Here is a 14130-nt window from a genome sequence, read left to right on the forward strand (position 1 = left end):
ATGGTGGTCTGACCTCACGAGCCGAAAGCATCTCGGGTCTCCGACTTCACGGAAGAAAGGCCGCCGCGTGGACGACATGGACTGGGCGCTGCTCCGGGAACTCCAGGCCGACGCCCGGCTCTCGTTCAGCGAGCTGTCCCGCCGGGTGCACCTGTCCCCGCCGGCCGTCGCCGAGCGGGTCCGGCGGCTGGAGGAGTCCGGGGTGATCACCGGCTACCACGCCCACGTGGACCTGGCCCGGGCCGGGCGGACCGTGCTGGCGCTGATCCGGATGTCCTGTTACGGCGCGCGCTGCATCCTCAACGACCCACGGGTGACGCGGTGGCCGGAGATCATGGAGATCCACCGGATCACCGGCGACGCGTGCAGCATGCTCAAGGTCGCCGCCGCCTCGATGGGCGATTTCGAGGCCGTCATAGACCGCCTGGCCCCCTACGGCCAGCCCTCCAGCACGATGGTCCTCTCCACCCCCCTCTCCTGGCACCCCGTGGTGAAAGGCGGGGCCCCCGGTTAACGCCTCCGGTAGAGGAACGGGCCCCGGTTAACTCCCCGGCCGGCCGGGAAGGCAGCCCCCGCTGCCCGTCAGCAGGATTCCGGTGCGCCGTCGCACCGGGAGGGGGGAATCATGCCAGGGCTCCTGTCACATCGCGCGCTGTCATCCGTACTGGGCCTGCTCGGCCTGGTCGCGGCGTTCGTCCTCACCACGGCCGTACCGGCCCGGGCCGGGGAGAGTGTCTTCATCGAGGTGACGCCGAACAGCGTCCAGGCGGGCTCGCGGGTGAACCTCCGGGCCGGCTGCGACGCCAACAACAACCGCCAGGCCCAGGTCACCTCGGACGCGTTCGGCCGGGTGACGCTGCGGTCGAACAACGGCTTCCTCACCGGCTCGGTCACCGTGCCCGGCAACAAGGCGCCCGGCGACTACCCGGTGAACCTGGACTGCGCCAACGGCAACACCGCCTCGACCATGCTCACCGTGCTGAACATGTCGCAGCCGAGCAAGGGGCCGGCGACCGGGGGCGGGGGCACCGCGGGCGGTCGGGGCACCGGCTCGCTGCTGCTGGTCGGTGGCCTGGCCGCGGTGGCCGTGGTGGCCGGCGTGAGTGCCCGCCGCAAGCCCGGTGGCCGCGTCTGACGGGACGCGGCCATGGCCCGCTCAACGCGCCGCGCCCGCCGCGGCCGGACTCGCCCCGTCGCCGACCCGCCGGACCGGACCGGGCGGCTGCGCGCCGCGCTCCGCGTGACGTCCCGGGCCGCGCGCCGGTTCACCCGCGCCGCCGGGCACGCGTTCTCGGCCAGCGTCACCACCGCCGACCCGCACGTCCGCCCGGCTGCGGCCCGCACCACCACGCCCACCACCCGCCGGTACGCCCCGACGCCCGGCCCCGGCGTCCCGGTGCTGGTGGTGGCCGGCCTGATGGTGCTGATCGTGGCGATGCTCGGCGTGGAGCGGGTGACCGGCGCGAGCGTGCTGCCGGACCGGATCGTCGCCGGCCTGCGCCCACCGCCGAAGAAGTTCCCGGTGCTGCCGGCCAGCCCGCCGACCGACCTGACCATCGGCAAGCTGAACCTGCGTGCCCCGGTGCACCGGGTGGGCATCGCGCCGGACGGCAGCATCGCGGTGCCGGACGTCAGCCGGGCCGGCGAGGTCGGCTGGTACGACCAGGGCCCGACCCCCGGCCAGTACGGCCCGGCGGTGCTCGTCGGTCACGTCGACACCACCACCGGCCCGGCCGTCTTTCACGGGCTGCGGGAACTCGACGACGGCGACCGGATCGAGGTGACCCGCCAGGACCGGTCGGTGGCGGTCTTCGAGGTGACCTCGATCGAGCGGTACGGCAAGGAGAAGCTGCCGGTGCAGGAGGTCTACGGCGACTTCAGCCGCCCCAACCTGCGGCTGATCACCTGCGGTGGTCGCTGGGTGGGCGGCGAGACCGGGTACGCCGACAACCTGGTCGTCTACGCGTCGCTGGTGCGGGCGCGCTGAGCGGCCGGCCGGTCAGGCCGCCTCGGGCTCCGGCTCGCGCAGGTCGAGCCAGTCGGCCCAGCGCGGGTCGGGAGCGCGGTGCCCCAGCACCCGCCAGGCGCTGCCCTTCGGCGCCGCCGGCAGGTGGTGCAGCCGCCAGCCCAACTCGGCGGGCGTCTTGTCGCCCTTGGTGTGGTTGCAGCGCGCGCAGGCCGCCACCACGTTCTCCCAGGCGTGCCGGCCGCCCCGGCTGCGCGGGAAGACGTGGTCGATGGTCTCCGCCGGCCCGCGACAGTAGGCGCACCGCCACCCGTCCCGGGCGAAGATCCCCCGGCGGGAGAGGCCCACCTGGGTGCGGTAGGGCACCCGGACGTAGCGGGTCAGCCGCACGACGGAGGGCACCGGGAGCGCGTTGCGCGCACTGTGCAGGATGCCCTCGCCGTCGGCCACGCAGACCGCCTTGGCGGAGAGGACGAGGATGGCGGCCCGACGCACCGACACGACGCACAGGGGCTCGTAGGTGGCGTTGAGAACGAGTGCACCGGAGCCCGCCGTGGGTCGTATGTCAGGCATCGCGCTCACCCTCCCGGTCCAGCCCTCCCGCCGCCACCACGCCGAGACCGCCCCGCGCACCGCGCGGAACGGCCCCGGCGCCGGCCGGATCACCGACGTCCGTTGGGCCAATAGTCCCTGATCGCGCCCCGGATTGCACGCACTAATCCGGGGTACCCGCTGGGAGGCTGACCCCGGCATGCCAAGATGACCGGTTCCGGCCGGGATGATCGCCGCCCCGGGCCGCCCCATCGGGGCGGGTCCGTGCGGTCCGTGCCCCGCCGGTGGGGTACGAATTTCCCGTGAATGTCTCCGACCTGATCACCGCCGTGCTGTCCGCCGTCTCCGACCGGCGCCCGGACTGCAAGGGCAGCAGTTCCTGCGAGTGGGTGTACCGGGCCACCAACTCCGCCTGGTTCGCCGAGAGCAGCTACTGGATCCTGCTGAAGCCGCTGCGGATCGCGCTGATCCTGCTGCTGGCCGTCGCCGCCCGCTGGGCGATGCACCGCACCATCAACCGGCTGGTGCGCACCACCACGCAGGGCTCGGTGCCGACCTTGCTCCGTCCGCTGCGCGAGCGGATCCCCAGCGCCGCCCCCGACCCGGAGCAGTTCGTGCCGGAACGCCGACGGCAGCGCGCCGAGGCGATCGGGTCGGTGCTGCGCAGCATGGTCACCGCGTTCGTCTTCGGCATCGCGCTGCTGATGGTGCTCAAGGAGTTCAGCTTCGACCTGGCGCCGCTGCTCGCCAGCGCCGGTATCGCCGGCGTGGCGCTCGGCTTCGGCGCGCAGAGCCTGGTCAAGGACCTCATCGCCGGCCTGTTCATGCTGATCGAGGACCAGTACGGGGTGGGTGACACGGTCGACCTCGGCGAGGCGACGGGCGTGGTGGAGGCGGTGGGCCTGCGGGTCACCACGGTCCGCGACGGCCGGGGCGTGCTCTGGTACATCCGCAACGGGGAGATCATCCGGGTCGGCAACAAGAGCCAGGGCTGGGCGCTGGTCGTGGTGGACCTGCCGATCGGCTTCGCCGGCACCGAGGAGGCCACCGCGGTGCTGCGGACCGCGGCGGCGTCGGTGGCGCTGGACCCGGAGTTGGCCCCACAGGTCGTGGAGCAGCCGGAGGTGCTCGGCGTGGAACAGATGACCGTCGACGGCGCGGTGATCCGTACCGTGGTCAAGACCACCGCCGACGGACAGTTCGCGGTCGGCCGTGAGCTGCGCCGCCGACTCGCGGAGGCGCTGGAGAACTCCGGGATCACCGCCCGGATCGCCGCCGCCCGGCTCTATCCCGGGCTGCCGCCGCAGCCGCCGGCGCCGCTCCGGCCGGAGGGAACGGGCACCGGCGGGGCCGCCTGAGGGCCGGCGTGGACGACCGATTTCCGGGGGTCGCGCCTCGCGCGGCCCCTCGGGTATCGTCCGTTCGTTCAGTCGGAGATGCGACGATCAATCCGTTCGCCCTAGTCAGTTGTCAGACGATCGGGCAGAATCCGGTGAACACGCTCCCCGGGGAGTGTGTCGTGTCCTCGCCGATCGGTTGATCTGACGACGGTTCCCGGTCGGGCCACCACAAGTGGCCGGCTCGGAACGATGGAGGCGACGGTGTCCGACCAGCGACCCGCCGAGGAGAGTCCGGCCACCTTCCGTGACGTGTTCGGCCAGTCGGAGTTCCGCGCGCTGTTCGCCGCCAACGTCCTGTCCTGGGTCGGCGACTACCTCGCCAAGGCCGCGGTCACCGTGCTCGTGCTGCGCGAGACCCAGTCGGTCGCGCTCTCCGCCGCCGCCTTCGCGGCCAGCTACCTGCCCTGGCTGATCGGCGGCCCGCTGCTCTCGGCGCTCGCCGAACGGCACCGCTACCGCCGGGTCATGGTGCTCTGCGACCTGATCCGGATGGCGCTGATGGTGCTGGTCGCCATGCCGTTCATGCCGGCCTGGTCGATCCTCGGCCTGATCTTCCTGGCGACGCTGGCCAACCCGCCGAGCCAGGCGGCGCGCTCGGCGCTGCTGCCGCACGTCCTCACCGGCGACCGGCTGGTGGTGGGCCTCGCCGCCTCGACCAGCGCGGCGCAGGCCGCCCAGGTCGTCGGCTACCTCGCCGGGGCGACCATCGCGGTGCTGAATCCGAGCACCGCGCTGCTGGTCAACGCGGGCACGTTCGCGCTGTCGGCCGCGCTGGTCCGGTTCGGCCTGCGCGACCGCGCCCCGTCGATGACCGAGGCGCACCGCAGTCACCTGCTGCGGGAGACCGCGCAGGGCTTCCGCATCGTCTTCGAGCGGCCGGTGCTGCGCGCCATCGCGGTGCTGGTGTTCAGTGCCATGCTCTTCTCTATCGTGCCCGAAGGGCTGGCCGCCGGTTGGGCCGCCGAACGCACCGACGGCGGCATGGACACCGGCACCGCCCAGGCGGTCATCATGGCCGCCAACCCGATCGGCTACGTCATCGGCGGGCTGCTGATCGGCCGGCTCGCCACGCCGGCCCGTCGGCTGGCCCTGATGCCGCCGCTGGCGGTCCTCGCGCCGGCGGTGCTCGTACCCTCGCTCCTCGATCCGCCGCCGGTCGTGGTGGCGCTGCTGGCCGCCGCGTGCGGCTTCGCGGTCGGGGGCATCGTCCCGGTCGCCAACGGCCTCTTCGTGCAGGCGCTGCCGGACGGCTACCGGGCCCGGGCGTTCGGCGTGATGGCCAGCGGCACCCAGATCCTCCAGGGCGTCTCGGTGCTGGCCACCGGCGCGCTCGCCGAGCGGTTCACCATTCCGACGGTGGTCGGGCTGTGGAGCGCGGCCGGGGTGCTGCTCATGATCGTCGCGGCGGTCACCTGGCCCCGCCCGGCGACGATCGGGGCGGCCGTCGACGCCGCCCGCGCCGAGTCGGCCGCCGGGAACGGCCCTCCGGCGGCCCGGGAGCCGGCCGGGGACGACCGGGGGCGGGAGCCCGCCCGGCACCGGCACGCGGTGACGTGACCTCCGCCGCCCGGCGGGCGGGCGCGGCCACCGGGTCGCGCCTGGCAGGATGGGAGCGTGACTTCCCCAGGCGAGTCGATGACGCTGTTCGAGGCGATCGGCGGTGAACCCGCCTTCCGCAAGCTGGTCGACGAGTTCTACGCCGGCGTCGCCGACGACCCGCTGCTGCGGCCGATGTACCCGGAGGAGGACCTGGGACCGGCGGCGGACCGGCTGACCCTGTTCCTGATCCAGTACTGGGGCGGCCCGCGCACCTACTCGGACCAGCGCGGGCACCCACGGTTGCGGATGCGGCACGCCCCGTTCCGGATCGGCGCCGCCGAACGCGACGCCTGGCTGCGCCACATGCGGCACGCGGTTGACACGCTGGACCTGCCGCCGCAGCTCGCCGTCGCACTCTGGGACTACCTGGAGCGGGCCGCGTACTTCATGGTGAACGTGGCGGACGACCCGGCCGCCGGCTGACCGGCGGCCCGGCGGCGCGGGCTCAGAGCAGGGCGCCCTCGTCGTGCAGCCAGTCGACGAACGTGGTGGCCACCGCCGCGCCGCAGTCGAGCATCTCGACCAGCAGTGCGTCGTGCGTGCCGGCGCCGAGCGGCACCTGGAGCTCGGCGTAGATCGGGAGCTGGCCACGCTCGGTCGGGTCGCCGATGTACGCCTTGCAGAACCGACGGGTGTGGTTCCACTCGTTGACCACCCGGTAGGCCCGGTCGGCCCAGTCCGGCGGCACGGTCGCGTGTGGACGGGCCCGCATCACGAGGATCTCGTCCTCCGGCCCCTCCAGCGCGACCAGCACGGCGTGCCGCTCCCACATGGCCAGCAGGTTGCCGTCACCGTCGGCCAGGTAACGCACGTCGAGCAGGTCGAGCGCGTCACAGACCCGGCTCAGTGTGACCGGGGCGACCGTGGCCGGCATGTCCGCGATGACCGGCCGCTCGGGCGCCGCCGCGTCGTCGTCCGGCCGGCGTGGGGTCGGTGGCCCGACCCGGACGCTGTCGTCCACTGTGGTCCCGCTTCGGGTTTCCGGATCGCCGCCACCGGCGGGACCGGGGCGCCATGACCACCACGGCATCGCTCGCGCACCTCACTCCCCAGCGGATCCAGCCGCCTACGGTGCGTTGGATCCGAGGATGGACGGTACCCGGACAGCCGGCAGGAGGCATCCCCCCACCGGCCGCCCCAGCCCGGAAGAATGATGCCGGGTCATCCGTTCGGATGAACTCTGGTAGGCGTGAGTGCAAGGTCCGCGACCGTCCGCGACCACGCCGCCCCGTACGGCCCGACCAGCCCGACCCAGTGGCCGGCCACCCGTACCTGAACGTCGCCGGCGCCGGTGCCGAGGAAGCCGAGCCGCACCACGCCCTGCACCAGCCGCTGCGACACCTCCACCGGCGCGCCGGGCTCCCCGTCCGGGGTCACCACCACCGCGACGTGGTCCAGCAGCGCGTCCCGTAGCACCCGCTGGCCGACCGCCCGGCCCGCCACCCCGTGGGTGGCCGCCTCGCGCAGCGTCCCGGCCGCCGCATCCGCGATCCGGCGCAGCTCCGCGCCGGGGAGCAGCTCGACCGGGCGGCTGACCGGTGGCGGCAGCGGCCAGCGCCAGCCGTCGTCGCGTCGCCGCGGCAGCGCCGCGCCTCCGGCGGAGAGTTCGGCCAACAGGTCCGCGGCGGCGACCGTGACGTCGCCGGGCCCGTCCCCGGGCACGGTACGCACCACGAGCACCCCCCAGGGCAGGCGGGCCCAGAGGGCGGTACGGCCGGCGCCGGGCACCGGACGGAGCCGGACCAGGACGGCCGGGTCGAGCCGGACCAGCCGGGCGAGGAACGCGCCGGCGTCGGCCACCCCGGTCAACCCGTGCCCGCCCGTCGTCCCGGTCATCCGGTCAGCCCGGGGGCGTGGCGGAGCAGGAACACCCGCTCGTCGGCGGAGATCCGGCGCGGGCGCTGGGTGGACAGGTCGAACGGGACCAGCACCGACCGGGCGGTGCCGGCCAGCGTGTCACCGTCGTACAGCTCGTACGCGACCGAGAAGGAGGCGGCCCGGATCTCGTCGACCCACAGCTCGATCCGCACGGTCGGCGCCGCCTCCGCGCTGGCCCGGCCGAGCGCGTAGTCGACCGGGCGCAGGTAGTCGACCTCGTGCCGGCGGATGACCACCCCGTCGGCGAACGAGTCGACGCCCCACGCCCGGCCACCGGCGAACATCATCGCCACCCGGGCCTCCTCGTACAGCGTGAGGAAGCGGGCGTTGTTGACGTGGCCGTACGCGTCCAGGTCGGACCAGCGCAGCGCGCAGTGGTAGACGAACCGGTCAGTCACGGGTGAGCTTGCGGTAGGTCACCCGGTGCGGCCGGGCCGCGTCGGCGCCCAGCCGGTCGATCTTGTTCTTCTCGTACGCCTCGAAGTTGCCCTCGAACCAGAACCACCTGGCCGGGTTCGCGTCGTCGCCCTCCCAGGCCAGGATGTGCGTGGCGACCCGGTCCAGGAACATCCGGTCGTGGGAGATGACCACGGCGCAGCCGGGGAACTCCAGCAGCGCGTTCTCCAGGCTGGAGAGCGTCTCCACGTCCAGGTCGTTGGTCGGCTCGTCGAGCAGGATGACGTTGCCGCCGATCTTCAGCGTCAGCGCCAGGTTGAGCCGGTTGCGCTCGCCGCCGGAGAGCACCTTGGTCGGCTTCTGCTGGTCCGGCCCCTTGAAGCCGAACGCGGCGATGTACGCCCGGGACGGCATCTCGACCTTGCCCACCATGAGGTGGTCCAGCCCGTCGGAGACGACCTCCCAGACGGTCTTGTCCCCGTCGAGGCCCTGCCGGTTCTGGTCGACGTACGACAGCGAGACGGTCGGCCCGACCTTGACCTCGCCGCCGGTCGGCTGCTCCAGCCCGACGATGGTCTTGAACAGCGTGGTCTTGCCGACGCCGTTCGGGCCGATGATGCCGACGATGCCGTTGCGCGGCAGCGAGAACGACAGGTTGTCGATCAGCACCCGGTCGCCGAAGCCCTTGGTCAGGTTGTGCGCCTCGATGACGGTGCTGCCCAGGCGCGGGCCCGGCGGGATCTGGATCTCCTCGAAGTCCAGCTTGCGGGTCTTCTCCGCCTCGGCGGCCATCTCGTCGTACCGGTCGAGGCGGGCCTTGGACTTGGTCTGCCGCGCCTTGGCGTTCGACCGGACCCAGTCCAGCTCCTCGGTGAGGCGCTTGCGCATCTTGGCGTCGCGACGACCCTCGACGGAGAGCCGGGCGGCCTTCTTCTCCAGGTAGGTGGAGTAGTTGCCCTCGTAGCCGATGGCCCGGCCGCGGTCCAGCTCCAGGATCCAGCCGGCCACGTTGTCGAGGAAGTACCGGTCGTGCGTGATGGCCAGGACGGTGCCGGCGTACTTGGCCAGGTGCTGCTCCAGCCACTGCACGCTCTCCGCGTCCAGGTGGTTGGTGGGCTCGTCGAGCAGCAGCAGGTCGGGCGCCTCCAGCAGCAGCTTGCACAGCGCCACCCGGCGGCGCTCACCACCGGAGAGCTGGGTCACGTCGGCGTCCGGCGGCGGGCAGCGCAGCGCGTCCATGGCCAGTTCGAGCTTGGAGTCGATGTCCCACGCGTCGGCGTTGTCCAGCTCCTCCTGGAGCTTGCCCATCTCCTCCATCAGCTCGTCGGAGTAGTCGGTCGCCATCTGCTCGGCGATCTTGTTGAACCGCTCCAGCTTCGACTTGGTCTCGGCGACCGCCTCCTCGACGTTGCCCAGAACGGTCTTGGCGTCGTTGAGCGGCGGCTCCTGTGCCAGCATGCCGACGGTGAAGCCGGGCATGAGGCGGGCCTCGCCGTTGCTCGGCCGGTCCAGCCCTGCCATGATCTTGAGCAGGCTGGACTTGCCGGCGCCGTTCGGGCCGACCACACCGATCTTGGCACCCGGCAGGAAGCTCAACGTCACGTTGTCCAGCACGACCTTGTCGCCGTGCGCCTTGCGTGCCTTCTCCAGGACGTAGATGTAGTGAGCCACGGTGCGGGCTACCTCCGTCGGTTGCGATCGCGGGCTTGCGGGGTGCGGGGCGCGGGCTTCGACTCCGCCCGCCGCCGCCGGCCGGGAGCCGGCCGTGCGCACGCCGCCGTCAATCCTGACAGGTACGGGCGGCCGCGCCCACATCACCCCACCCCAGCCCTGGTACGGCGTGGCGCGGCGCCGCCGTTCGGCACCGCTGTCGACAAGATCACGGCCAGGGTTCGGCGGTTCCGGGGGCGGGTAGTGGACTCCGGCACGGGGGATCAGACGCCGCAGCTACGCTCAGTACGCTCATCGCGGTGGACCCGTCAGTACCCGGAGGTGGCCGATCGTGACCGTCCGTAGCTCCTTTGTCGTAGTGGCCAACCGACTGCCGGTCGACGAGGTGAGCACACCCGAGGGACGGCAGTGGCGGCGCAGCCCCGGCGGCCTGGTGACCGCGCTGCACCCGGTGCTCGCCGAGCACCAGGGCACCTGGGTCGGGTGGGCCGGCGGCACCGGCGCCGCGCCCGAGCCGTTCGACCTGGAGGGCATCCGGCTGCACCCGGTGCCGCTGAGCGCCGAGGAGCTGGAGCGCTACTACGAGGGCCAGTCCAACGCGACGATCTGGCCGCTCTACCACGACGCCGTCGAGACGCCCGCCTACAAGCGGCGCTGGCGCGAGGCGTACCGCCTGGTCAACGCCCGGTTCGCGGAGGCCGCGGCGGACGTGGCGGCCGAGGGCGCCACGGTCTGGGTCCAGGACTACCAGCTCCAGCTCGTCCCGGCGATGCTGCGCGAGCTGCGCCCCGACCTGAAGATCGGGTTCTTCCTACACATCCCGTTCCCGCCGATCGAGCTGTTCATGCAGATGCCGTTCCGCGCCGAGATCCTGCGCGGCCTGCTCGGCGCCGACCTGGTCGGTTTCCAGCAGCGGCTGGCCGCGCAGAACTTCGTCCGGCTGGCCCGGCACCTGCTCGGCCTGCGCTACGAGGGGCAGATGATCCAGGTCGACGGCCGGCAGGTGAAGGCCGGCGCGTTCCCCATCTCGATCGAGACCAGGGAGATGGAACGGCTGGCCGAGGACCCGGCGATCCAGGCCCGGGCCAAGCAGATCCGCGAGGAGCTGGGCAACCCCAAGACGATCATCCTGGGCGTCGACCGGCTCGACTACACGAAGGGCATCGAGCTTCGACTCAAGGCCTTCCGGGAACTCCTTGCTGACGGAAAGTTGACAGTTCCGGACGCGGTTATGGTGCAGGTCGCCACGCCCAGCCGTGAGCGCGTGGAGCACTACCAGGCACTTCGGGTGAAGGTGGAACGCGAGGTTGGCCGGATCAATGGTGAATTCGGCCGGGTCGGCGTGCCGGCTGTTCATTATCTGCATCAGTCGTACAGTCGCTCCGAGTTGGCGGCGATGTACGTGGCCGCCGACGTGATGATGGTGACCCCGCTGCGAGACGGAATGAATCTGGTGGCCAAGGAGTACGTCGCATCGCGCGCCGACCAGGGCGGCGCGCTCGTGCTCAGTGAGTTCGCCGGCGCCGCCACCGAGCTGCGCCAGGCGTTCCTGTGTAATCCGCACGACCCGGACGCGGTGAAGGACGCGTTGCTCCGGGCCGTGCACGTCGAAAAGCCCGAAGCCCGCCGCCGGATGCGCGTCATGCAGCGCCATCTGCGCAGCCACGATGTCGGCCACTGGGCCAAGTCGTTCCTCAGCGAGCTCGGTGTCCCCGATACGGAGGCTGCGTGACCCCGCCCGCTGCCGCCACCTCCTCCGGTGGCGTGCTCGACCCGGAACTGCGTGCCGCGATCGGCCGCATCGCCCGGACTCCCCAACTCCTGATCGCCTGCGACTACGACGGCACACTGGCGCCGATCGTCGAGGATCCGACCAGGGCCGTACCGCTGCCCGAGTCGGTGGCCGCGATCCGCGCGCTGGCCTCGCTGCCGCAGACCAGCGTCGCGGTGGTCTCCGGGCGCGCGCTGCGCGACCTGGCCACCCTCTCCCGGCTGCCGAGTGAGGTGCACCTGGTCGGCAGCCACGGCTCCGAGTTCGACATCGGCTTCGTCGAGCGGCTCAGCCCGGAGCTGATCGCGGTCCGGCACCGGCTCCGCCAGGAACTGCGCGAGATCGCCGCGGCCCACCCGGGCATCCGGTTGGAACGCAAGCCGGCCAGCGTCGCCGTGCACACCCGGGGGGTCGACCCGCAGGTCGCCGCCGCCGCCGTGGACGCGGTCCGCAGCGGCCCCGCCACCTGGGACGGCGTCACCGTCACCCAGGGCAAGGAGGTCATCGAGCTGTCGGTGGTGGCCACCCACAAGGGCACCGCGGTCGACCAGCTCCGGACCCAGCTCGCGGCCGGTGCGGTGCTCTTCATCGGCGACGACGTCACCGACGAGAACGCGTTCGGCAACCTGCACGGGCCGGACGTCGGCATCAAGATCGGCCCCGGCGACACCCAGGCGGACTACCGGGTGGCCGAGCCGATCGAGGCGGCCCGCGCGCTCGGCCTGCTGCTGGAGACCCGGCGGCACTGGCTCTTCGGGGAGCGGGCGGTGCCGATCGAGCGGCACTCGATGCTCGCCAACGGGCGTACGGTCGCGCTCGTCACACCGGAAGCCAAGATCACCTGGCTGTGTCACCCGAAGCCGGACTCGGCGGCGATCTTCGCCGACCTGGTGGGTGGCAGCCCGGCCGGGCACTTCACCATCGGCCCGGAGCGCGGCGGCATCCCGCTGGGCCAGCGCTACCGCAGCAACACCATGACGGTGGAGACCCGCTGGTCCGGCCTGACCGTCACCGACTGGCTGGACCTGCCGGTTCGGGAGACCACGCCTGACGACCCGGCCGTGGTCAGCGGCGACTCGACCCTGGTCCGGGTGCTCAGCGGCACCGGGCGGGCCCGCGTCGAGTTCGCCCCGCGCCCCGAGTTCGGGCAGGTCGCGGTGCAGCTCCAGCCGCTCGACGACGGGCTGCTGGTGCTCGGCTCCAACGAGCCGGTCGCGCTGCACTCCCCCGGCGTCGAGTGGGAGGTCACCAACGACGCCGGGTACGAGACCGCGAAGGCGGTGGTGGACCTCTCCGCCGCCGGCGGACAGGTGGTGCTGGAGCTGCGCTTCGGCACGCAGAGCCTGGAGCCGCACCGGGTGCCGGTGCACGAGCGGCAGGCCGCCGCCGAGCAGCCCTGGAAGGACTGGGTGGCCTCGCTGCGGCTGCCCACCACCGCCCGGGACCTGGTCGCCCGCAGCGCGCTGACCCTGCGCGGCCTCACCCACGAGCCGACCGGTTCGATCCTCGCCGCGGCGACCACCTCGCTCCCCGAGGAGCTGGGCGGCGTCCGCAACTGGGACTACCGCTACTGCTGGCTGCGGGACGCGGCGATGACCGCGCGGTCACTCGTCGACCTCGGGTCCACCGAGGAGGCCGAGGGGCTGCTGCGCTGGATCGACGGCGTGGTGGAGCGCACCGGCGGGCACCCGGAGCGGCTGCACCCGCTCTACACCGTCGACGGCTACGAGTTGGGCGCCGAGGCGGTCATCGACACGCTGCCCGGCTACGCCGGTTCCCGGCCGGTGCGGGTGGGCAACCTCGCCAACCACCAGCTCCAGCTCGACGTCTTCGGCCCGGTGGCGGACCTGATCGCCGCGGTGGCCGACGCCCGGGGGTCGGTCCGCGACGACGAGTGGCGGGTGCTGGAGAACATGGTCGAGGCGGTACGCCGCCGCTGGCACGAGCCCGACCACGGCATCTGGGAGGCCCGCCTCCCACCCCGGCACCACGTGTTCTCCAAGGTCATGCTCTGGATGACCGTCGACCGGGCGCTGCACGTGGTGCGGCAGCACGGCGGGGAGGACCGGCCGGAGTGGGTCGACCTGCGCGACCGGATCGGGGCCAACGTGCTGGAGGAGGGCTGGCACCCGGAGGCCGAGGCGTACAGCGTCGCGTACGGGCACGACGAGATGGACGCCTCGTCGCTCTGGATCGGCCTGTCCGGGCTGCTCCCCGGCGACGACCCGCGGTTCCTCTCCACCGTGCTCAAGATCGAGGCGGACCTGCGCAGCGGCCCGGTGGTCTACCGCTACCACTGGGACGACGGCCTGCCCGGCCGGGAGGGCGGTTTCCACATCTGCACGGCGTGGCTGATCGAGGCGTACCTGCGCACCGGCCGCCGCACCGACGCCGAGGAGCTGTTCACCCAGATGATCGACACGGCCGGCCCCACCGGCCTGCTCCCGGAGCAGTACGACCCGCTGGCCGAGCGGGGCCTGGGCAACCACCCGCAGGCGTACAGCCACCTCGGCCTGATCCGCTGCGCCCTGCTCCTGGACAACATGCTCAAGCAGTAACCCGACCCCCTGACGCGGCCCGGGACCCCACCGTCCCGGGCCGCCCCCCCCCCCCCCCGGGGCCCCCCCCCCCCCCCCCCCGCCCCCCGCCCCCCCCCCCCCCCCCCCCCCCCCCCCCCGCCCCCCCCCCCACCGCGTCGATCTTGCGCTTACTGCCCCGGCCAAACGGGCGAATAAGGACATCTCGGGGGCACCAAGTGCAAGATCGCCGCAGTGGGGCGGTGGCGCGAAGGCAGGAGGGCCGGGGGGATGCTCCTATAGAAGTCAAGGGGTGTTGAGGGTGGTGAAGTCAGCGAGGAGGGCGGTGTGGACCTCGCGGACGATGTAGCGCTTGAGGCA

Annotated in this window: 13 protein-coding genes; 8 read left to right on the forward strand and 5 right to left on the reverse strand. The window is 72.7% G+C overall.

Annotated features, from left to right (window positions below; translation table 11 throughout):
* Positions 1-67: 67 nt before the first annotated feature.
* The 3 genes from ACZ6O5_RS30830 to ACZ6O5_RS30840 all read left to right on the forward strand — a co-directional run bounded on the left by ACZ6O5_RS30830 (position 68) and on the right by ACZ6O5_RS30840 (position 1987).
* Positions 68-514: an Lrp/AsnC family transcriptional regulator gene (locus ACZ6O5_RS30830; RefSeq protein WP_405090886.1), complete on the forward strand. Its 447-nt coding sequence runs from the start codon at positions 68-70 to the stop codon at positions 512-514.
* Between the two features lie 111 nt (positions 515-625).
* Positions 626-1135: a hypothetical protein gene (locus ACZ6O5_RS30835; protein ID WP_465981797.1), complete on the forward strand. Its 510-nt coding sequence runs from the start codon at positions 626-628 to the stop codon at positions 1133-1135.
* A 12-nt stretch (positions 1136-1147) separates the two neighbouring features.
* Positions 1148-1987: a class F sortase gene (locus ACZ6O5_RS30840; RefSeq protein WP_465981799.1), complete on the forward strand. Its 840-nt coding sequence runs from the start codon at positions 1148-1150 to the stop codon at positions 1985-1987.
* Positions 1988-1999: 12 nt separating this feature from the next.
* On the opposite strand, the gene ACZ6O5_RS30845 is transcribed toward ACZ6O5_RS30840, so the two are convergent.
* The gene (locus ACZ6O5_RS30845; protein ID WP_107156075.1) at positions 2000-2539 is read right to left on the reverse strand and encodes an HNH endonuclease; all 540 of its coding nucleotides are present in this window, start codon (positions 2537-2539) and stop codon (positions 2000-2002) included.
* Positions 2540-2820: 281 nt separating this feature from the next.
* Between ACZ6O5_RS30845 and ACZ6O5_RS30850 the strand changes: the two genes are divergently transcribed.
* From ACZ6O5_RS30850 to ACZ6O5_RS30860, 3 genes are all read left to right on the forward strand, one after another.
* Positions 2821-3876 carry a mechanosensitive ion channel family protein gene (locus ACZ6O5_RS30850; RefSeq protein WP_465981801.1) on the forward strand — a complete coding sequence of 352 codons (1056 nt, stop codon included), beginning with the start codon at positions 2821-2823 and terminating at the stop codon, positions 3874-3876.
* Between the two features lie 231 nt (positions 3877-4107).
* The gene (locus ACZ6O5_RS30855) at positions 4108-5475 is read left to right on the forward strand and encodes an MFS transporter (protein ID WP_465981803.1); all 1368 of its coding nucleotides are present in this window, start codon (positions 4108-4110) and stop codon (positions 5473-5475) included.
* A 78-nt stretch (positions 5476-5553) separates the two neighbouring features.
* The gene (locus ACZ6O5_RS30860) at positions 5554-5940 is read left to right on the forward strand and encodes a globin (RefSeq protein WP_107155936.1); all 387 of its coding nucleotides are present in this window, start codon (positions 5554-5556) and stop codon (positions 5938-5940) included.
* 22 nt (positions 5941-5962) lie between these two features.
* On the opposite strand, the gene ACZ6O5_RS30865 is transcribed toward ACZ6O5_RS30860, so the two are convergent.
* The 4 genes from ACZ6O5_RS30865 to ettA form a co-directional block, all read right to left on the reverse strand.
* Entirely contained in the window at positions 5963-6547 is a 585-nt protein-coding gene (locus ACZ6O5_RS30865) for a type III secretion system chaperone family protein (protein ID WP_281937367.1), read from the reverse strand.
* A 131-nt stretch (positions 6548-6678) separates the two neighbouring features.
* On the reverse strand, positions 6679-7353 hold the full coding sequence (locus ACZ6O5_RS30870; protein ID WP_465981805.1) for a DUF8185 domain-containing protein: 675 nt from the start codon (positions 7351-7353) through the stop codon (positions 6679-6681).
* The gene (locus ACZ6O5_RS30875) at positions 7350-7793 is read right to left on the reverse strand and encodes an acyl-CoA thioesterase (protein ID WP_107155939.1); all 444 of its coding nucleotides are present in this window, start codon (positions 7791-7793) and stop codon (positions 7350-7352) included. Before ACZ6O5_RS30875 ends, ACZ6O5_RS30870 begins: the two co-directional genes overlap by 4 nt.
* A complete protein-coding gene (gene ettA / locus ACZ6O5_RS30880) occupies positions 7786-9462 on the reverse strand; it encodes an energy-dependent translational throttle protein EttA (RefSeq protein ID WP_281937369.1) in 1677 nt (558 codons plus the stop codon). Before ettA ends, ACZ6O5_RS30875 begins: the two co-directional genes overlap by 8 nt.
* Positions 9463-9793: 331 nt before the next feature.
* On the opposite strand from ettA, the gene ACZ6O5_RS30885 reads away from it, so the two are divergent.
* Together ACZ6O5_RS30885 and otsB are read left to right on the forward strand one after the other, a co-directional pair.
* A complete protein-coding gene (locus ACZ6O5_RS30885) occupies positions 9794-11194 on the forward strand; it encodes an alpha,alpha-trehalose-phosphate synthase (UDP-forming) (RefSeq protein WP_091069502.1) in 1401 nt (466 codons plus the stop codon).
* Entirely contained in the window at positions 11191-13791 is a 2601-nt protein-coding gene (otsB, locus tag ACZ6O5_RS30890) for a trehalose-phosphatase (RefSeq protein ID WP_465981807.1), read from the forward strand. The genes ACZ6O5_RS30885 and otsB overlap by 4 nt, the downstream gene beginning before the upstream one ends.
* The last annotated feature ends 339 nt before the right edge of the window (positions 13792-14130 follow it).

It is taken from the genome of Micromonospora sp. NPDC049201 (genome assembly GCF_055586805.1).